Annotated in this window: 20 protein-coding genes; 10 read left to right on the top strand and 10 right to left on the bottom strand. The window is 68.6% G+C overall.

All coding sequences use genetic code 11. The features are described 5' to 3' along the window. Window positions 1-3 precede the first annotated feature (3 nt). Window positions 4-906, top strand: a complete 903-nt coding sequence (locus ABT313_RS28525) for a TIGR03560 family F420-dependent LLM class oxidoreductase (RefSeq protein WP_350860164.1) — start codon at window positions 4-6, stop codon at window positions 904-906. Here the strand turns inward: ABT313_RS28525 and ABT313_RS28520 are convergent. From ABT313_RS28520 to ABT313_RS28505, 4 genes are all read right to left on the bottom strand, one after another. Then, window positions 892-1,638 carry an endonuclease/exonuclease/phosphatase family protein gene (locus tag ABT313_RS28520; RefSeq protein ID WP_350860162.1) on the bottom strand — a complete coding sequence of 249 codons (747 nt, stop codon included), beginning with the start codon at window positions 1,636-1,638 and terminating at the stop codon, window positions 892-894. The two genes, ABT313_RS28525 and ABT313_RS28520, sit on opposite strands and share 15 nt — an antisense overlap. Continuing rightward, complete coding sequence (gene trpS, locus ABT313_RS28515; RefSeq protein WP_350860160.1) at window positions 1,635-2,600, bottom strand: tryptophan--tRNA ligase; 966 nt, start codon at window positions 2,598-2,600, stop codon at window positions 1,635-1,637. Before trpS ends, ABT313_RS28520 begins: the two co-directional genes overlap by 4 nt. Before the next feature lie 154 nt (window positions 2,601-2,754). Continuing rightward, window positions 2,755-3,516 carry an SGNH/GDSL hydrolase family protein gene (locus ABT313_RS28510; protein ID WP_350860159.1) on the bottom strand — a complete coding sequence of 254 codons (762 nt, stop codon included), beginning with the start codon at window positions 3,514-3,516 and terminating at the stop codon, window positions 2,755-2,757. A 184-nt stretch (window positions 3,517-3,700) separates the two neighbouring features. Then, on the bottom strand, window positions 3,701-4,246 hold the full coding sequence (locus tag ABT313_RS28505; RefSeq protein WP_350860157.1) for a TetR/AcrR family transcriptional regulator: 546 nt from the start codon (window positions 4,244-4,246) through the stop codon (window positions 3,701-3,703). Window positions 4,247-4,332: 86 nt separating this feature from the next. On the opposite strand from ABT313_RS28505, the gene ABT313_RS28500 reads away from it, so the two are divergent. From ABT313_RS28500 to ABT313_RS28490, 3 genes are all read left to right on the top strand, one after another. Further along, window positions 4,333-4,644, top strand: a complete 312-nt coding sequence (locus ABT313_RS28500; protein WP_350860155.1) for a hypothetical protein — start codon at window positions 4,333-4,335, stop codon at window positions 4,642-4,644. A gap of 17 nt (window positions 4,645-4,661) precedes the next feature. Beyond that, complete coding sequence (locus tag ABT313_RS28495; RefSeq protein WP_350860153.1) at window positions 4,662-5,837, top strand: acetoin utilization protein AcuC; 1,176 nt, start codon at window positions 4,662-4,664, stop codon at window positions 5,835-5,837. 118 nt (window positions 5,838-5,955) lie between these two features. Continuing rightward, window positions 5,956-6,171 carry a helix-turn-helix domain-containing protein gene (locus ABT313_RS28490; protein ID WP_012923942.1) on the top strand — a complete coding sequence of 72 codons (216 nt, stop codon included), beginning with the start codon at window positions 5,956-5,958 and terminating at the stop codon, window positions 6,169-6,171. A 47-nt stretch (window positions 6,172-6,218) separates the two neighbouring features. Here ABT313_RS28490 and ABT313_RS28485 read toward each other — a convergent pair whose 3' ends face one another. Beyond that, the gene (locus ABT313_RS28485; RefSeq protein ID WP_350860151.1) at window positions 6,219-6,707 is read right to left on the bottom strand and encodes a MarR family winged helix-turn-helix transcriptional regulator; all 489 of its coding nucleotides are present in this window, start codon (window positions 6,705-6,707) and stop codon (window positions 6,219-6,221) included. Window positions 6,708-6,771: 64 nt separating this feature from the next. On the opposite strand from ABT313_RS28485, the gene ABT313_RS28480 reads away from it, so the two are divergent. Beyond that, window positions 6,772-8,007: an amidohydrolase family protein gene (locus tag ABT313_RS28480; RefSeq protein ID WP_350860149.1), complete on the top strand. Its 1,236-nt coding sequence runs from the start codon at window positions 6,772-6,774 to the stop codon at window positions 8,005-8,007. On the opposite strand, the gene ABT313_RS28475 is transcribed toward ABT313_RS28480, so the two are convergent. Beyond that, a complete protein-coding gene (locus tag ABT313_RS28475; RefSeq protein WP_350860147.1) occupies window positions 7,997-8,857 on the bottom strand; it encodes an alpha/beta fold hydrolase in 861 nt (286 codons plus the stop codon). The two genes, ABT313_RS28480 and ABT313_RS28475, sit on opposite strands and share 11 nt — an antisense overlap. 34 nt (window positions 8,858-8,891) lie before the next feature. On the opposite strand from ABT313_RS28475, the gene ABT313_RS28470 reads away from it, so the two are divergent. After that, window positions 8,892-10,694 carry an AfsR/SARP family transcriptional regulator gene (locus ABT313_RS28470; RefSeq protein WP_350860145.1) on the top strand — a complete coding sequence of 601 codons (1,803 nt, stop codon included), beginning with the start codon at window positions 8,892-8,894 and terminating at the stop codon, window positions 10,692-10,694. Here the strand turns inward: ABT313_RS28470 and ABT313_RS28465 are convergent. Then, entirely contained in the window at window positions 10,691-10,906 is a 216-nt protein-coding gene (locus ABT313_RS28465) for a hypothetical protein (RefSeq protein WP_350860143.1), read from the bottom strand. The genes ABT313_RS28470 and ABT313_RS28465 overlap by 4 nt on opposite strands. Before the next feature lie 104 nt (window positions 10,907-11,010). Here ABT313_RS28465 and ABT313_RS28460 point away from each other — a divergent pair, with 104 nt between their 5' ends. After that, window positions 11,011-11,184 carry a hypothetical protein gene (locus tag ABT313_RS28460; protein ID WP_350860141.1) on the top strand — a complete coding sequence of 58 codons (174 nt, stop codon included), beginning with the start codon at window positions 11,011-11,013 and terminating at the stop codon, window positions 11,182-11,184. Here the strand turns inward: ABT313_RS28460 and ABT313_RS28455 are convergent. Next, window positions 11,181-11,735, bottom strand: coding sequence for a class I SAM-dependent methyltransferase (locus tag ABT313_RS28455; protein WP_350860139.1), 555 nt, complete (start codon window positions 11,733-11,735; stop codon window positions 11,181-11,183). The genes ABT313_RS28460 and ABT313_RS28455 overlap by 4 nt on opposite strands. Window positions 11,736-11,967: 232 nt before the next feature. Here ABT313_RS28455 and ABT313_RS28450 point away from each other — a divergent pair, with 232 nt between their 5' ends. Genes ABT313_RS28450 through ABT313_RS28440 form a run of 3 tightly spaced genes read left to right on the top strand, consistent with a single transcriptional unit; the run spans window position 11,968 to window position 14,237 of the window. Beyond that, window positions 11,968-12,069, top strand: coding sequence for a 30S ribosomal protein bS22 (locus ABT313_RS28450; protein WP_008356322.1), 102 nt, complete (start codon window positions 11,968-11,970; stop codon window positions 12,067-12,069). A gap of 46 nt (window positions 12,070-12,115) precedes the next feature. Continuing rightward, window positions 12,116-13,123, top strand: a complete 1,008-nt coding sequence (locus ABT313_RS28445; RefSeq protein WP_350860136.1) for an NAD-dependent epimerase/dehydratase family protein — start codon at window positions 12,116-12,118, stop codon at window positions 13,121-13,123. Next, window positions 13,116-14,237 (top strand): lysophospholipid acyltransferase family protein, encoded by a 1,122-nt coding sequence (locus tag ABT313_RS28440; RefSeq protein WP_350860134.1) that lies wholly within the window; start codon window positions 13,116-13,118, stop codon window positions 14,235-14,237. Before ABT313_RS28445 ends, ABT313_RS28440 begins: the two co-directional genes overlap by 8 nt. 61 nt (window positions 14,238-14,298) lie before the next feature. Here the strand turns inward: ABT313_RS28440 and ABT313_RS28435 are convergent, their stop codons facing one another. After that, window positions 14,299-15,510, bottom strand: a complete 1,212-nt coding sequence (locus ABT313_RS28435) for a DUF5667 domain-containing protein (RefSeq protein WP_350860132.1) — start codon at window positions 15,508-15,510, stop codon at window positions 14,299-14,301. 106 nt (window positions 15,511-15,616) lie between these two features. Beyond that, window positions 15,617-16,159 carry a sigma-70 family RNA polymerase sigma factor gene (locus ABT313_RS28430; RefSeq protein ID WP_130384882.1) on the bottom strand — a complete coding sequence of 181 codons (543 nt, stop codon included), beginning with the start codon at window positions 16,157-16,159 and terminating at the stop codon, window positions 15,617-15,619. Window positions 16,160-16,372: the final 213 nt, after the last annotated feature.

Below are 16,372 nucleotides of genomic sequence, written 5' to 3'. Positions count from 1 at the left end.
CGCATGGACTTCTCTTTGTGGCCTGCGGCCTCCCGGACCTGGAACGACGTACTCGAGGGAGCGGAGTACGCCGAACGCACCGGGTGGCACGGCGTTTGGATAGCTGATCACTTCATGCAGAACGGCGAGGACCTGACCGTTCCGGTCAACGAGTGTCTCGCGCTGCTCGCGGGCGTCGCGGCCCGGACGTCCCGGGTGCGGGTCGGATCGATGGTGCTCGGAAATACGTACCGGCACCCGGCGGTGGTCGCGAACGCGGCCGCGACGATCGACCAGATGTCGAGCGGGCGGTTCGTGCTCGGGATCGGCGCGGGCTGGCAGGTCAACGAGCACGAGGTGTACGGGATCGAGCTGCCGGCGATCGGCCCGCGGCTGAAGCGGTTCGAGGAAGCCTGTCAGGTGATCAAGGGCCTGCTGACGCAGGAGCGGACGACGTTCGACGGCACCTACTACCAACTGCAGAACGCGCCGTGCGAACCGAAGCCCGCGCACCTCCCGATCCTGATCGGCGCGTCCGGCGAGAAGGTTGCCCTGGGCATCGTTGCGAAGTACGCGGACGAGTGGAACCACTGGGGCCGGCCCGACCTCGCGGCCCACAAGGGTGAGGTTTTCGCCGAGCACTGCGAGCGGATCGGCCGCGATCCGAAGACGGTGCGGCGGTCGGCGCAGACGTTCCTCGAAGTCGTCGTGCCGGGAGATGCCGAGGCGGCCGAGCGGAAGGCGCGGCTGGAGGGCATCGGCGCGCACGTGATCATGGGGTCGGCGCAGGAGGTGCTCGACGTGGTCGCGCAGTACCCGGCGGCCGGGATCGACGAGCTGCTCGTGCCGGATTCGCAGCTCGGTGACGGCAACCGGCGCTTCGAGGCCCTCGAGCGACTCCGCGAGGAAGTGCTACAGAAGATCTAGGGTCGCGACCACGGGCCAGTGGTCGCTGGGCACGCGGCCGTCCGGGCGGTAGTGCGAGACGGCCGCGTCGGTCACCGTCCACGCCGACGTGACGAGGATGTGGTCGATGCGGTCGTCGTCGACGGCGCCGGTGAAGTTGTGCCAGCTGCCACCGGCCTCCTGCGGTACGGCGAGGGACAGGCCGGACTCGACGAGCGACTTCACCGGCGGAGAGTCGGGTGTCGCGTTGAGGTCGCCCATCACGATCCACGGCAGCGACCCGCTGATCCAGCGGGCGATCAGCCGCGACGACTGCAGTTGGGCGACCTCGCCGGCGTGGTCGTAGTGCGTGTTCACGACGCCGACCGTCGTACCGTTGCGATGCCGCAGCCACACCAGGGTCGCGATCCGGGTCAGGTCGGCGTCCCAGCCCACCGATCCCGGCGTGCCAGGATCGTCGGACAGCCAGCGGGTCTCGTGCTTGTCGATCCGCCAGTCGCCCGGCCGGACCAGGACGACGGAGTGCTCACCCGCACTCATCCCGTCGTCCCGGCCGGCGCCGACGATCTCGTACTTCGGGAACCGCCACCGCAGGTACTCGAGCTGGTCGGGCAGGACCTCCTGCAGCCCGACCACGTCCGCGTCCAGGTGTTCGATCGCAGCCACGGTCGCTTTCCGCCGTACCGGCCAGGCGTTGTCGCCGTCGGGTGCGGAGGAGTTGCGGATGTTGAAGGTGGCGGCACGAAGCTTCATGGTGCCGATCCTGCCAAACCCATCGCACGCGTCGCTGCCTGGAGTCGGGGAGTGCTCGCTTCGAGCGCCCGGTCCCGGCCCTGGACGAGCAGGTTCTCGACCGCGCCGGGGTCGGTCGTGAGGCGCGCGTACTCCTTCTGCAGCGGGTCGATCACCGCGAGAACGGCGTCGGCGACGTCCTGCTTGAGAGCGCCGTACGACGCGTAGGACTTGGCCAGCTCGACCGGGTCGCCGTCGGTGCACGCGGCCAGGATGTCCAGCAGGTTGGTGACGCCCGGCTTGTTCGCCTCGTCGTGGCGGACCTCGTTCTCGGAGTCCGTCACCGCCCGCATGATCTGCCGGCGGATCACGTCCGGCGGGTCCAGCAGCCGGATCGTCCCGATCGCGTCGTCCGCGGCCGACTTGCTCATCTTGGCGGTCGGGGTGGCCAGGTCCTTCACCCGGGTCGCGAGCGCCGCCTTGTTCAGCTGCGGTACGACGAACGTCTCGCCGTACTCGCGGTTGAAGCGGATCGCGATGTCCCGGGCGAGCTCGACATGCTGGTCCTGGTCGCCGCCGACCGGGACCCGCTCCGCGCCGTACAGCAGGATGTCCGCGGCCATCAGGCACGGGTACGTGAACAGCGACGCCCGGGTCATCGGGCGGTTGCCCTTCTCCTTGTACTGGATCATCCGCGACAGCTCGCCGACGTACGACGTGCACTCGAGCAGGTACGCGAGCTGGGCGTGGGTGGGGACGTCGGACTGGACGAAGACCGTGCCCTCGGGGACGCCGGCCGCGAGCATCAGCGTCGCGAACTCCCGCGTCAGCGCGGCGAGTCTTCGGGGATCGTGCTTGGTCGTCATCGCGTGCAAGTTCGCGACGAAGTAGAAGCCGTCCGGGTCGGTGAACCGGCGCAGCGCGCCGAGGTGGTTGCCGAGCGTCAGCCGGCCGGACGGGGTGATGCCGGAAAGCGAGGTCATGATCGTGCCCTTTCGGTGATGTGGCCCCACCGAGGGCAAACAAAAAGGCCGCCTCGGCGAGGCGGCCTTGGTGGCTGCGTGCGAACACGCTGGGGTGGACCGCCCTAGGCGGCCCACCACAGCTGCAAGTTCGTGTTCACGGAACGAGCGTACCTCATCGCGCTGTGAGCGCCTGGACGATCAACTCGTTGCGGGCGTCCTGACCCAACGGCACCGACGGGTGGACGCCGTCGCGCAGGTAGTTCAGCAACCGGTACGGCTTGACCCACAGCCACTCGGCCCAGCGGATGATCCGCAGGTTCGGGTACTTCTCCTGGGCGTCGTACATCTGCATGTTGAGCCACGAGCTGTTGCGCTGGTCGGCGAGCTGCATGGTCGCGCCGACGCTCTTGCGGACGGCCTGGATGTTGACCCAGTACACGATCCGGTTGCGGCCGGCGATGCCCATCGCGCGATCGAGCTGGGCGGCGAACTTCGGCGGGTCGAAGATGTCGTTCGATCCGCTCGCCATCAGGATCCGGCGCGGCAGGCCGTACGCCGAGGCCCACTGCTGCAGCGCGTCGACGGCGCCGGAGGTGGGTCGGCTGGACCAGTTGTTCACGGCCATCTGGCTGCCGTCGCGACCGAGCAGCCGGGTCGCGAGCGACTTGCCGTCCTGGACGGAGATGCTGTCGCCGAACATATAGACGCCGTCGGTCTCGAGGACACGATGGATCTGCGCGGTGGTCGAGATGGCCCGGGTGCCGTTCGCCCAGGAGCCGAGCACACCCGAGCCGTACGGGCCGGTGGATGTGGCGGCGGTGGTGGTGGTTGCGGTTTCGGTTGCGGTAGCGGTTTCGGTTGAGACGGCCACAGTCACGGCGGCTGCCGCTCCGACTGTGAAGATCTGCCGCCGGTTGGGTTTCAGTTGCCTCACGGAGAGTACTTTGCGGGTTGAGCGGTCACGCCCGCAAGTCTCAATCTCACTGTCTGCAGTCAGTTCTGCAGGAAGTTGCAAAATCCTGTAACGCTTTGCAGCGCGGCAGCGATGAATCGACTGTTGGACCACCGACGGGACGGCGCGACCAGGGAGGGGTGTTGCGCCGCCCCGTCGCTCTTCGTCACCGACCAGTGGTCAGCTCCTCGATCAGCGGGCCGACGACCGCCATCAATTCGTCCGGCGACGCGTCCAGTCCGTCCAGCCGGACGAGGTGGCGACTGACCACCAGCCCGAGGGTCAGCGCTCCGATCACCCCGGACCGCAGTACGGCGTCGTCGCCGGGCAACTGCGCCGCGACCTGCCGCTGCTGCGCGGCCATCGCCGCGCGAACATCCTCGGCCGCCTCGGGATGGCTGAACATCGCCCGGAGAGCAGCGAGGGCGGCCGTGGGTTCGTCGGCCAGCTTGTCGGTCAGTGCGGCGGTGAGCTGCTGGGCGATCTGATCGGGCGAACCCTCGATCGGTCCGTCCGCGGGGATCGCGGCGGCCTGCGCGAACAGCTTCTCCTTGGAGCCGAAGTACCGCATCACCAGGCCGGGGTCGCTGCCGGCCTCGGTGGCGATCGCGCGGATCGTCGTCCGGTCGAAGCCGTGTTCGCCGAACAGCCGGCGTGCGGCGGTGAGGATCCGCGCCTCGGTCCGCTGCCGCTGTTCCACCCTGGTCGCCATGGGGTTCAGTCTACGCATGTTGACTCAATGGGAAGATGCGGCTTACGGTTCAGTCAACACTTGTAGACTGAATCGAGGATGTTCCGATGATCCAGGCGATCGTGCTGGCCTTCCTGGCCGGCCTGATGAGCTTCAACGGCGTACCGCACTTCGTGGTGGGCATCTCCGGGCGCGAGTTCCCGAACCTGACCGGCAACTCGGCCACCAACAACGCGGTTGGCGGCCTGGCCGCGTTTGCGATCGCGGGCGCCTTGCTCGCGTTGGCCCACGTGGCCGACCACGTGTGGGCCGCGCTGATTGCCGGGGCTGTCGGCGCTGTGGTGATGACGGTCTTCCATGCCCGGCGAGGCGCCTACTGGCTGAGTGCAAGGTTCGGGAAGCCACTTCCCGAAGCCTGACGGCTATCGTCGGGGGCATGAGTGGTGAGGCGTTGCTGGTCTTCGACGACGGATTGACGGCGTACGACTTCGGCCGGGGGCACCCGATGAGTCCGATTCGGGTGGAGCTGACGATCAAGCTCGCGCGGGCGCTCGGCGTACTCGACGAGCTGAAGGTCGTGCCGGCGCCGACGGCGGACGACACGCTGCTTCAGACCGTGCACACTCCGGAGTACGTCGCCGCGGTCAAGAGCGCGGGCGAGCACCCTGACGAGGCTGATCCGGTGCACGGACTCGGCACCTCGGACACGTACTGCTTCCCGCGGATGCACGAGGTCTCGGCGCAGATCGTCGGCGCTTCGGTCGAGGCGGCGCGTGCGGTCTGGGAAGGCGACGTACTGCACGCCGCGAACATCGCCGGCGGTCTGCATCATGCAATGCCCAACCAGGCCAGCGGTTTCTGCGTGTACAACGACCCGGCGATCGCGATCCAGTGGCTGCTCGACCACGGCGCTGAGCGGGTCGCGTACGTCGATGTCGACGTGCACCACGGGGACGGCGTACAGACCGTGTTCTACAACGATCCGCGGGTGCTGACCGTCAGTCTGCACGAGTCGCCGACCACGCTCTTCCCGGGCACCGGGAGCGCCGGCGAGACGGGCGGGCCGGGCGCCGAGGGTACGGCGGTCAACGTCGCGCTGCCGCCGGGGACGGGGGATGCGGGCTGGTTGCGGGCGTTCCATGCCGTCGTGCCGGATGTGGTGAAGGCGTTCCGGCCGCAGGTGCTCGTCACGCAGCACGGCTGCGACTCACATGTCGAGGACCCGCTGGCGCACCTGACGAAGACGATCGACGGGCAGCGGGCGGCGTACGCGGCCCTGCACGACCTCGCGCACGAGGTGGCGGACGGGAAGTGGGTCGCCACCGGCGGTGGCGGGTACGCGATCATCGACGTCGTACCGCGGGCCTGGACGCACCTGCTGTCGATCGTCGCGGGCAGCCCGGTCGACCCGCTGACGGCGGTGCCGGAGGGGTGGCGCGAGGAGGTCCAGATCCGGTTCGGGCGGGTCGCCCCGATGCGGATGACCGACGGCCAGGACGCGAAGTACGTCGACTGGTCGACCGGCTACAACCCCAACACCTGGCTCGACCGCGCAATCAAGGCGACACGCGACGCGAGCTTCCCGCTGTTAGGTCTTGATTCAACCTATTGAGTCACAGGAGTCCCCCTCTTTCCCATTCGTACCAACAGCCACTACGCTCGTTGCATGCACGGACGGAGGTGCCGGAGGGGAAGCCGGCGCACGATCCGTGCTGGAAGTGCGGTGCGCAATGGCATCAAAGAAGTCCGGTGGTGAGCAGCCGCTCGCCGAGGTGAAGTTCCTGACCGTGGCGGAAGTCGCCACGGCCATGCGCGTGTCCAAGATGACTGTGTACCGGTTGGTGCACTCCGGAGAGCTCCCCGCGGTGCGGGTAGGTCGTTCGTTCCGGGTGTCGGAGGACGCCGTGCACGACTACCTCAAAGGCGCCTTCTTCCAGGCCGGATAACAACGAGAGTCGAAGGGGCCGGATCCGAGCGCGGACCGGCCCCTTCGTCACGCCTGCGACCGGAAGAGCGCTCGGAGCGCCTTGGTGGCCTGGTCGACGGTCTCGTCGGGCAGGTCCGCCCAGAGCTCGTGATGCGCGGCCGAGCTCGCCTTCACTGCCTGCTCGGCGAGGCTGATGCCCTCCGGCGTCAGGCGGATCTGGGTGCCGCGGCCGTCGTCGGGGTCCGGTTCGCGGGTGACGAGGCCTCGGCGTACGAGCTGATTCGTCACGTTGCTGGTGCCGCCGGAGGACAGTAGGAGGTTCCGGCTCAGGTCGGACGGCTTCTGCCGGTACGGCGTGCCGCCGCGCCGCAACGAGACGATCACGTCGAACTCCGCTGTCGTGAGCCCGAGGTCGCGCAGCACGCGCCGGGTCGCTTCGTTCAGCTGGCCGGCGAGCAGCATGATGCGCTTCGCCAGCTCGCTGCTCGGATACAGCACCTCCGGCAACTCCTGCCACCAGGAAGCAATCAGCCGGTCGACCGGATCGTCTTTCATGGTTGGCATCCTAGAATGCTTTGGTGATAGCTTTTAGGAAAGCTTTCTAGTGAGGGAGATGCTGGTGCGGTTGTTGCTCAGGGGTGGGACGGTGATCGACACCTTCCCGGAGGTGGTGGTGCGGCGGGAGACCGACGTACTGATCGAGGACGGGCGGATTGCCGCGGTCGGGCCGGGGCTGAACGTGGATGCCGAGGTGATCGACGCGAGTGCGCGGATCGTGCTGCCGGGGTTCGTGGACACACACCGGCATCTGTGGCAGACCGCGTTGCGCGGGATCACGGTCGACGACGATCTCGGGACATACTTCGAGCGCGTGCTGGGGGCGTACGGATCCCGGTTTCGCGCGGAAGATGTTGCGGCAGGCAACCTTGTTGGCGCGCTGGAGTGCTTGGACGGCGGGATCACCACCGTGCAGGACTACTCACACGTGCAGCGGACGCCGGACCATGCCGACGCCGCCCTGGATGCGTTGGAGCGCAGCGGGATCCGGGCGGTCTTCGGGTACGGGCCGTCGCCGCTTGGTGGTGGGGCTGTCGACCCGGCCGAGATGCGGCGCATCATGGCGCGGCAGTCCGATCACCTTGGTCTTGCGGTCGCGGCGATCGGGCCTTCGTTCGCGGCGTTCGAGACCGTCCAGGCGGACTGGGAGCTGGCGGACTCGCTGGGTGTGCCGGTTGTGGTGCACATCAGCAGCAGTTCGCAGACGCCGGATCCGATCACGCAGCTACGCGACGCCGGCGTGGCCCGGCCGAACACTCTCTACGTGCACGGCAACAACCTGCCGGATTCCGAACTGAAGGTGATCGCCGAGACCGGTGCTGCCGTCTCGATCACGCCGACCGTAGAAGCACGAATGGAGATGGGGCAGCCGCTGGCCGGGCGGCTCCGCGCGGCTGGGGTCGACTTCAGCCTCGGGATCGATATTGTGACGACCTCCGGCGGTGACATGTTCCGCGCGATGCACGAGGTGCTTGCCCTTGGTTATAAGGCGTTCTCCGCGGCTGATGTGCTGCAGTTGGCGACGCTCGGCGGGGCTCGTGCGCTTGGGCTGTCCGACGTCGGTTCGCTTGCTATCGGCAACAAGGCGGACGTCGTGCTGTTGCGCAGTACGGACCTCAATCTGGTCGGCGGCCTGCACGACCCGGTCGCGACGGTGGTGACCGCAGCGCATCCCGGCAACGTGGACACAGTCCTCGTCGGAGGTACGCCGGTGAAGCGCGACGGCCACCTGATCAGTACGTCGGTCGATCGCGCACTCGATTCGTTGGCCGAATCGACGGCCTACCTCACCGCTTGAGGAGCTCGCGGATCGTAGTACTGATCTCGTCCGGTGCTTCCTCGGCCATGAAGTGGCCGGCGGTCGTGGTCTGGTGGTGCAGGTCGGTCGCCCAGGCCTTCCAGCGGGCCGCCGCGTCGAAGCCGAGCGTTGCGCCCCAGTCCTGCTGGATCACCGTCACCGGCATCCGCAGCTTGTTGCCCTGAGCAAGGTCTTCCGTATCGTGGCTGACGTCGATCGTCGCCGAGGCCCGATAGTCCGCGACGATCGACGGCACCGCCCGCCGCGACGCCTCCAGGTAGACCGACCGCACCTCGGGCGGGATCGCCGCGGGATCCTTCGCCCAGAGATCCAGGAAGTACCCGAAGAACTCGTCGGACGCCGCCGCGATCATCTTCTCCGGCAATCCGGCCGGCTGAGCCATCAGATACAGATGAAACCCGACCGCCGCACTCGTCCCGTGCATCACCTCCCACATGTCGAGCGTCGGCAACACGTCCAGACACATCAGGTGCGACACCGCCTCCGGATGATCAAGACCAGCCCGAAACGCCACCAATGCACCCCGGTCATGCCCGACCAACCCGAACCGCGAATACCCCAACTCCCGAGCCACCGCGACAACGTCAGCCGCCATCGCTCGCTTCGAGTAGCCCCCGTCCGGCTTCGCACTGTCGCCGTACCCCCGCAGATCCGGACAAATCAGCGTGTGGTCGGAAGCCAGCTGCCCGGCCACCCGCCGCCACATCAAATGCGTCTGCGGAAACCCATGCAGCAGCACAACCGGCGTACCGGACCCACCGACGGCCACGTTCAGCTCGACGCCATCCGCACCCGGGACTCTGCGGTATTGGAACCCTTCGATCTTCATGCCTGCCACTGTGGCGGGTGCGGATGAGTGTTGGATGAGCGCCAGCTACCGTGGCGGCGTGGAGTTCGGGGTGCTGGGGTCGGTGGTGGCCTGGGACGGGGAGCCGGTTGATTTGAAGGGGCCTCGGCATCGGGCGGTGTTGGCTCGGTTGGTCGTGGCGCGGGGGCGGGTGGTGCCGGCGGCGGTGCTGGTGGACGACTTGTGGGTGGAGCCGCCGGCGGGGGCGTTGAGCGCCTTGCGGACGTTTGTGGCTGCGCTTCGGCGGGCCATCGAGCCGGATCGGGAACCGCGGACGCCGGCGGAGGTGCTGGTCACCGAAGGCCCTGGGTACGCGTTGCGGACCGAGGCGGTGGACGCGTGGCGGTTCGAGGCGGCGGTGCAGGGGTCGTTGCCGGAGCTGCTTGCAGGGTTGGCGTTGTGGCGCGGTCCGGCGTACGCGGAGTTTGCCGATGAAGGGTGGGCGCTGGCCGAGCGTTCGCGGTTGAACGAGTTGCGGCTGCGGGCGGTCGAGCGGGTCGGCGAGGCGCGGCTGGCGTTGGGGCTCGCGGCGGAGGCGGTCCCGGACCTGGATGCGCATGTGACCGAGCACCCGTGGCGCGAGGACGCGTGGCGGTTGCTGGCGTTGGCGTTGTATCGGAGCGAGCGTCAAGGCGACGCTCTCGCCGTACTGCGTCGTGCCCGGGAGACTCTGGTCGGTCAGCTCGGCGTCGACCCTGGTCCGGCGCTCAGCCGGCTCGAGACGGACATCCTCAACCAGGCCGCGCACCTCAGGCCGGCTGGGAGCGTGTGGGCGGAGACGGCCGCGATGTACGACCGCGTCGTCGGCGGGACGCGCGCCCGGATCGAGTCGACGGTCGGCCTCCTGCGGAACCTCGCGGTCACCGGCGGCGGTGGCTTGGAGGCTGCTCGTGGACATCGCCTCGCTGCCATCACCGCCGCCGAGGAGTTGGGCGACCCCGATCTGACGGCGCGGGTCATCGGCGCGTACGACGTACCGGCGATCTGGACGCGCTCCGACGACGAGACGCAGGCCGGGGCGATCGTCGCTGCGGCCGAACGGGTTCTGCCGACGCAGGACCACCCGAGCATCCGGGCTCGGCTGCTCGCGACGATCGCGCTCGAGTCGCGCGGTTCGCGGTCACCGCGGGCCCGTGAGGCGGCGCTCGAGGCCGAGGGGCTCGCGCGCGGGCTCGACGATCCTGCGCTGCTGGCGTTCACGCTGAACGGCGTCTTCATGCAGACCTGCTACCGGGCCGGTCTCGCCCCCGAACGCGACGCAATCGGCGCCGAACTCGTCGCCCTCTCGCAACGCCACAACCTCTTCACCTATGAGGTTCTCGGCCACCTCATCCGGCTCCAGTCCGCCTGCGCGCGGGCCGACCACACGGCGGCCGACGAACACGCCGCGGCCGCCGACGCGTTGGCCGCCCGCCACGAGCTCCCACTCGTCGCCGTCTTCACCCGCTGGTACGCCGCCCTCCGCGACGACACCGCCGAGTCGTACCGGGCAGCCGCTGCATCCCTGGCCGGCGCCGGCATGCCAGGACTGAGCGACGGCCTGCTCCCGCTGGCACTGGCCGCGCACGCCATCCGGCACGACCAGCCGATCCCCAAGGCGGACTACGGCCCGCACACCCCGTGGGTGATCGGATCGCCGAACCCGCCGCCTGGGCTCCTGCTCGAGACCTACTGGGCGTTGACCGCGCACGCGGCCCGGCAGTCCGGCGACGGCAAGCTGCTGGAGACAGCACAGGCAGCCCTGGCGCCGGCAGCAGACGAGCACGCGGCCGGCAGTGGTCTGCTCACGCTCGGCCCGGTAGCGAGCTTCCTGCGTTAGAGATCGTCCGGCGAGCCGCTCTCGGACTTCCGGTCAGCCTGCTGCCGCAACTCGTGGTGCGACTGATGGGCGGTCGTCCGATAAGCCTCGTCGTACGCCGCGAGCGCACCGGCCACCCCGGACCCGTGCCCACGCCGCTTCGCCCAAGAGGCGAACCAGGTCAGCCCGGCGAGCACCACCACGAGGGCGGCGATGAACACGACGTACGCCATGCGACCACCGTACTGCGCCGTTCCCAGCGGGCTCCCAGGTTCCTTCCAGGACGGTCGCAGCCCGCGCCTCCAGGATGGAACCACCAACCGGAAGGAGGCTCCCGATGCCGATCCGAATCGTCAAAACAGTTGCCGTAGGCACCATCGCCACCCTGGGCCTGGCCGCCGTCGCCTTCACCCCCGCCGCCTACGCGAGCACCACCAAGACCACCGCCGCCCCACACCTGGCGGTCCTCACCAAGCCGGTCGCCGAGGTCACGGTCCGGAAAGCCGCCTAGCCGGTACGGCGTGCGCGGAACGCCAGCGCGTGCGGAATTTCCGGACCGATCGGTTCCTCGAAGCGCTCGACCGTCAGGCCGGAGCTGATGATGGCGTTCAGGTACTCGGCCAGGGGGACGTGGCTCATGCCGATCCGCCGGCGGATGCCGTCATCGGCCCACCACGGCGCGGGCTCGTGCCAGCCGGCGGTCCGATAGGTCGGGTGAATCAGCCGGCTGCCGTCGTCCTCGTTGTAGACGACGTGTGGCCCGTTGAAACAGGGGTGAACGCCATAGACCACCAGCACCCCGCCCGGCCGTAGCACGCGCGCGGCTTCGCCGAGCAGCCTGCTGAAGTCGTCCACGTCGGTCGAGATCCACATCACGATCGCTGTGTCGAAGGACGCGTCGGCGAACGGAAGCGCGGCGGCGTCGCCGTGCACCAGCGGCCCGTCGGTGCGGGTCCGGGCGAGCCTGAGCTGATCGACGGAGAAGTCCAGGCCGACCACCGTGCGACCGCTTCCCGGATCGTCGCGAAGTTGCGGCCGGTGCCGCAGCCGATGTCCAGGCACGGCCCGGATCCGGGCCCGAGCAACTCGAGCACACCGGGCTGATTCGGCTCCGCATTCACCACGAACCGGTCGTCGTACCAGTCGGCCAGACCGTCGTAGCGAGCCGTCGTACCTGCCGTCATAGTGCCTCCCCAGGTCGTCCTCAAGTTTAGTGGAGGAGGCTGCTTTAGGTCGGGGGAGTGACCTGCAGGTAAGCTTTGCCGACGTTCTCTTTGAGTTTGGATGGTCAGACGTGGGTTCCGTAATCAAGAAGCGCCGTAAGCGTATGGCGAAGAAGAAGCACCGCAAGCTGCTGAAGAAGACGCGGGTGCAGCGCCGCAAGCTCGGCAAGTAGCCGGCAGGTACTGTTCCGCCGCGCCCGGTCCGGCTGGGGGTAGCTCGTGGCACAGGTAGTGATGGTGACCGGCGTCTCGCGGGACGCCGGTGCTCGCTGTGCCCGCAGACTGGCCGACGACCCGGCGATCGGCACCGTGCTCGGGATCGACGTGGTCCCGCCACGGGCCGAGCTCGGGCGGGTCAGGTTCGTCCGGGCCGATATCCGTAACCCCGTGATCGCCAAGGTGATCGCGGCCGAAGGCGTGGATACGGTCGTCCATACGGGCGTCGTGGCGACCCCCGGCAGTGCCGGCGGTCGTTCGTCGATGAAGGAGATCAACGTCATCGGCACCATGCAGCTGCTCGCCGCGTGCCAGAAGGCGCCCGGCGTGGCCAAGCTGGTGGTCAAGTCCTCCACGACGGTGTACGGCGCGGGTCCGCGCGACCCGGCCATGTTCACCGAGGAGATGGCGCCGCGGGCGATCCACCACCACGGGCTGAGCAAGGATGCCGTCGAGGTCGAGGGGTACGTGCGCGGCTTCGCCCGGCGCCGCCCCGATGTCTGCGTCACCACGCTCCGGATGGCGAACTGGATCGGCCCCAAGACCGATTCGCCCATCACGCGGTACTTCGCGCTCCCGGTCGTGCCGACCGTCTTCGGGTACGACGCCCGCCTGCAGTTCCTGCACGAGGACGACGGCGTCGAGGCGATCCAGCGCGCGACCGTCAACGACCTTCCCGGGACCTTCAACCTGGCCGGCGACGGCATGCTCTCGCTGTCCCAGGCGATCCGCCGGCTCGGCCGCCCGACGCTGCGGCTGCCGTCGTTCACTGCGTCCAGCACGGCCGCCGCCGTCCGGCGGGCCCGGCTCGCGGACTTCTCGCCGGACCAGATCACCTTCCTGACGTACGGGCGCGGCGTGGACACGACCCGGATGCGGACCGAGTTCGGGTTCGAGCCGAAGTACACGACCGCGGAGGCGTTCGACGACTTCCGCTCCTCGCTCGGGACCGGTGCGATGACGCGGGTCTCCGGCCTGCTCGGCGCGGGGCTGGGAGCCTTGCGTGGCTGACGCGGACGTGATCCCGATCGGCTCCGGCGGCCGCCCCGGGCGCGGCAACCGGCGTACGACGCCGTCCGCCGCGGCCCGAGCCCTCGCGGGGCCGGGCGCTCATAAGAAGAAGAGCGGCCGGGCCAAGGTGAAGGGTGAAGAGCTCGGCGCGGCCGACTCGACCTCGACCCGGGTCGAGCGGGAGGACGTGCCGGACGTCGACGGGCCCGACCTGTCTGGGTTGGACCTGGGCGGGCTGGACTTCGGTCGCCTGGAGCGGGTGGTGCGGGAGCTGTTCGGTGAGGACGGCGAGCGCCGGGTCGCCGAGTGGCTGGCGTTCCTGCGCCGGCGGCTGAGCGGTGACTACGAGCTCGACGAGTTCGGGTACGACTCCGACCTGACCGACCAGGTGCTGCTGCCGATGCTGCGCCCGATGGTGGAGAAATGGTTCCGCGTCGAGGTGCGCGGTATCGAGAACATCCCCACCGACGGCAGCGCGCTGATCGTCGCGAACCACTCCGGCACGATGCCGATCGACGGACTGGTGACCCAGGTCGTCGTCGCCGACCACACCGGCCGGCCGCTGCGCACGCTGGCGGCGGACCTCGTGTTCCAGACGCCGTTCGTCGGCGAGCTGTCCCGTAAGGGCGGCGCCACCCTGGCCAACAACGACGACGCCGAACGGCTGCTCCGCCAGGGCAACCTGGTTGGCGTCTGGCCCGAAGGCTTCAAGGGCCTCGGCAAGCCGTTCTCCGAGCGGTACAAGCTGCAGCGGTTCGGGCGTGGCGGATTCGTCAGCGCCGCGATGCGGACCGGCGTACCGATCGTCCCGTGCTCGATCGTCGGCGCCGAGGAGATCTATCCGCTGGTCGGCAACATCGCCTCACTGGCCCGGCTGCTCGGCGTCCCGTACATCCCGATCACGCCGTTCTTCCCGCTGCTCGGACCGCTCGGGCTGATCCCGCTGCCGTCGAAGTGGCTGATCGAGTTCGGCGAGCCGATCCGCACCGACGACTTCGCCGACGGCGCCGCGGACGACCCGATGCTGGTCTTCAACGTCACCGACCAGGTCCGCGAGACCATCCAGCAGACCCTCTACACCCTGCTGATGCAACGCCGCAGCGTCTTCTTCTGAGCTTGGAACAACGAAGAAGCCCGGCACACGATCGGTGTGCCGGGCTTCTGTGCGTCGTGCGCTACTTCCAGGGTGGAAGCAGGGTGTTGATGATCCCTGGGAGATCGATCAGCGGTGTAGTCGGGAACGGCCACGGCCAGGACGGCGTGGTCGGGGTCAGCGAAGGCAGCACGGTAGGCGTCGCAATCGGCGAGTTTGACGACGACGGCTTCGGTGGCGTCTTCAGGGCCGTCGGAGGCGGTCCGGTGGACTCCTCGACGATCGTGGTGTTGGGAATCTTGGTCGGTGACGTGCTCGGCTGCAGCGTGGTCGACGCACCGGGTGTCGGGATGGTCGAGGACGCCTGGGTGCTCGTCCCCGGCTTGGCCGGATCACTCGGTTCGCCGTTGCCGGGTGTCGTCCGGTTCGGCTTGCTGGTGGTGCCGCCGCCGGTGGTGGCCGACTTCGGCGCCGCGCACTTCGGGCAGGCTGCCGTCGTGTGCTGCGCCAGCTGCTCGATCGTCGCCAGCGCCTCCACTCCGGACTTCAGCGACTCCGGCGGGAGTTTGGGCGCGAGCCCCACAAGAGCCTGGCGGGCGCTGGTGATGAAGGTCGTGATCGCGCTGATCGAACTCTCGTCGCCGTCCTGCTGGTACGACGCGACCAATCGGGACACGCCCTTGCGGGACTGCGCCGAGAAGTCGTCCAGGGTCGCATTGATCGTGCCCACCGATCCGCCGTTGTCGGCGAGCTGGCGGACTTCGGACAGTCTGGTCATCGCGTGCTCGAGGTCGCGCCGGCCGCGCGAGTCGTCTCCGACGCTCACATTGGTCGACACGTTCTCGATGCTGCGCTTCATTCCGTACAACGTGTCGCCGGGCATCGCCTGCTGGGCGGCGGCGGCAGAACCGATGCCACCTCCGAGCAGGACGAGCGCGGCGGTACTGGCCACGAGCCGGATCCTCCGGCCCTGTCGGCGGCGGATATCTGTCACGGACGCGCCAACGTCCTCGCGACCCGGCGGGTCGTCCGAGCTGTCCGGTGCGCTGCGCACCATCGTCGGAGTCGCAGTGGTCGCCGCGCGCGCCGCCGCCTGCTCCAGCAGACGGTGCCGCAACTCGGCGCTGAACTCCGGTCGCGGTGCAACTGCGCCGGCGGTCCTCAGCCGTCCGACCAGCTCCACAGCTTCCAGCAACTCGGGGTCTTCGCTCAGTCGCGCGGAGTGACGGGGCCCGTGATCGACGGCGTGCGCGAATGACTCCGCGCGCGCTCGAGCCCTGTGTAGGTCACTCATGATGTTCGTTCTCCTCAATGGCCAGTCGGGGTCACCGACAGGTCCTCATGAAGAGGAACGAGGAAACTCGCTGACGGGTTACGAAAGACATTCGTTGTCATCCGCCTCACCTCAAGTCCTTGGGGATAACCTTCGCCAAGTGCCTCACGGCCCTCAGTTGCAGTTGCTTGACGGCGCCCTCGGATTTCTCCAGCGCCTTGGCCGTTTCCGCGATCGACAGGCCGGCGAAGAACCGCATCGTCAGGCAGTCGCGCTGCTCGTCCGGCAGGCCCGCGACGGCGTCCCGCAGTACTTCGGCGGTCGCGGCGGCGAGCACATCGATCTCCGGACCCTCGGTCTGCCGGTCGTGGGTCTCGATCTCGTCGGTGACCACTTCCAGCCGGACCCGGCCGGACTTGTAGTGGTCGGTGATCAGGTTCCGGGCGATCGTCACCAGCCAGGCGCCGAAGTCCCGGCCCTGCCAGCGGAACGAGTCCAGCGCGCGCAGCGCCCGGACGAAGGTCTCGCTGGTCAGGTCCTCTGCGAGTGCCGACGAGGACACCCGCGCATAGATGTAGCGATAGACGGTGAGCGAGTACTCATCGTACAGCTCACCGAAGGCACCGACGTCCCCGGCCTGGGCGCGATCGACGAGCTCTGCACGTCTCATCCCGTCCGGGCTTGGCTCCGGCGTGGTCAAGTTTTCTCCCCGTTCAACTGACACGTCTTCTGACACATCCGCGAATGGCCACAGTGGCTGAGGCAGCACCGAGCGTCGTCGCTCGGACACATACTGTCAACAGCCTGAGGCGTGCCGCCTTCCGTCCGGTCTGGTCGTCACGAATGCGCCAGCGGACTGCGTCCGCACGTCGGAGCAGCCTGC

It is taken from the genome of Kribbella sp. NPDC000426 (assembly GCF_040300265.1).
In the GTDB taxonomy this organism is placed as follows: domain Bacteria; phylum Actinomycetota; class Actinomycetes; order Propionibacteriales; family Kribbellaceae; genus Kribbella.
This window is presented reverse-complemented; position numbering and strand designations above follow the sequence as displayed.

Excerpts from the sequence above, each read along its gene's own strand:
- ABT313_RS28525 (WP_350860164.1), top strand. The coding sequence starts at position 4 with ATGGACTTCTCTTTGTGGCCTGCGGCCTCCCGGACCTGGAACGACGTA.
- ABT313_RS28430 (WP_130384882.1), bottom strand. The coding sequence starts at position 16,159 with ATGAGACGTGCAGAGCTCGTCGATCGCGCCCAGGCCGGGGACGTCGGT.
- ABT313_RS28485 (WP_350860151.1), bottom strand. The coding sequence starts at position 6,707 with ATGAAAGACGATCCGGTCGACCGGCTGATTGCTTCCTGGTGGCAGGAG.
- ABT313_RS28470 (WP_350860145.1), top strand. The coding sequence starts at position 8,892 with ATGAGCGCCAGCTACCGTGGCGGCGTGGAGTTCGGGGTGCTGGGGTCG.
- trpS (WP_350860160.1), bottom strand. The coding sequence starts at position 2,600 with ATGACCTCGCTTTCCGGCATCACCCCGTCCGGCCGGCTGACGCTCGGC.
- ABT313_RS28500 (WP_350860155.1), top strand. The coding sequence starts at position 4,333 with ATGATCCAGGCGATCGTGCTGGCCTTCCTGGCCGGCCTGATGAGCTTC.
- ABT313_RS28495 (WP_350860153.1), top strand. The coding sequence starts at position 4,662 with ATGAGTGGTGAGGCGTTGCTGGTCTTCGACGACGGATTGACGGCGTAC.
- ABT313_RS28435 (WP_350860132.1), bottom strand. The coding sequence starts at position 15,510 with ATGAGTGACCTACACAGGGCTCGAGCGCGCGCGGAGTCATTCGCGCAC.
- ABT313_RS28490 (WP_012923942.1), top strand. The coding sequence starts at position 5,956 with ATGGCATCAAAGAAGTCCGGTGGTGAGCAGCCGCTCGCCGAGGTGAAG.
- ABT313_RS28505 (WP_350860157.1), bottom strand. The coding sequence starts at position 4,246 with ATGGCGACCAGGGTGGAACAGCGGCAGCGGACCGAGGCGCGGATCCTC.
- ABT313_RS28520 (WP_350860162.1), bottom strand. The coding sequence starts at position 1,638 with ATGAAGCTTCGTGCCGCCACCTTCAACATCCGCAACTCCTCCGCACCC.
- ABT313_RS28465 (WP_350860143.1), bottom strand. The coding sequence starts at position 10,906 with ATGGCGTACGTCGTGTTCATCGCCGCCCTCGTGGTGGTGCTCGCCGGG.
- ABT313_RS28460 (WP_350860141.1), top strand. The coding sequence starts at position 11,011 with ATGCCGATCCGAATCGTCAAAACAGTTGCCGTAGGCACCATCGCCACC.
- ABT313_RS28475 (WP_350860147.1), bottom strand. The coding sequence starts at position 8,857 with ATGAAGATCGAAGGGTTCCAATACCGCAGAGTCCCGGGTGCGGATGGC.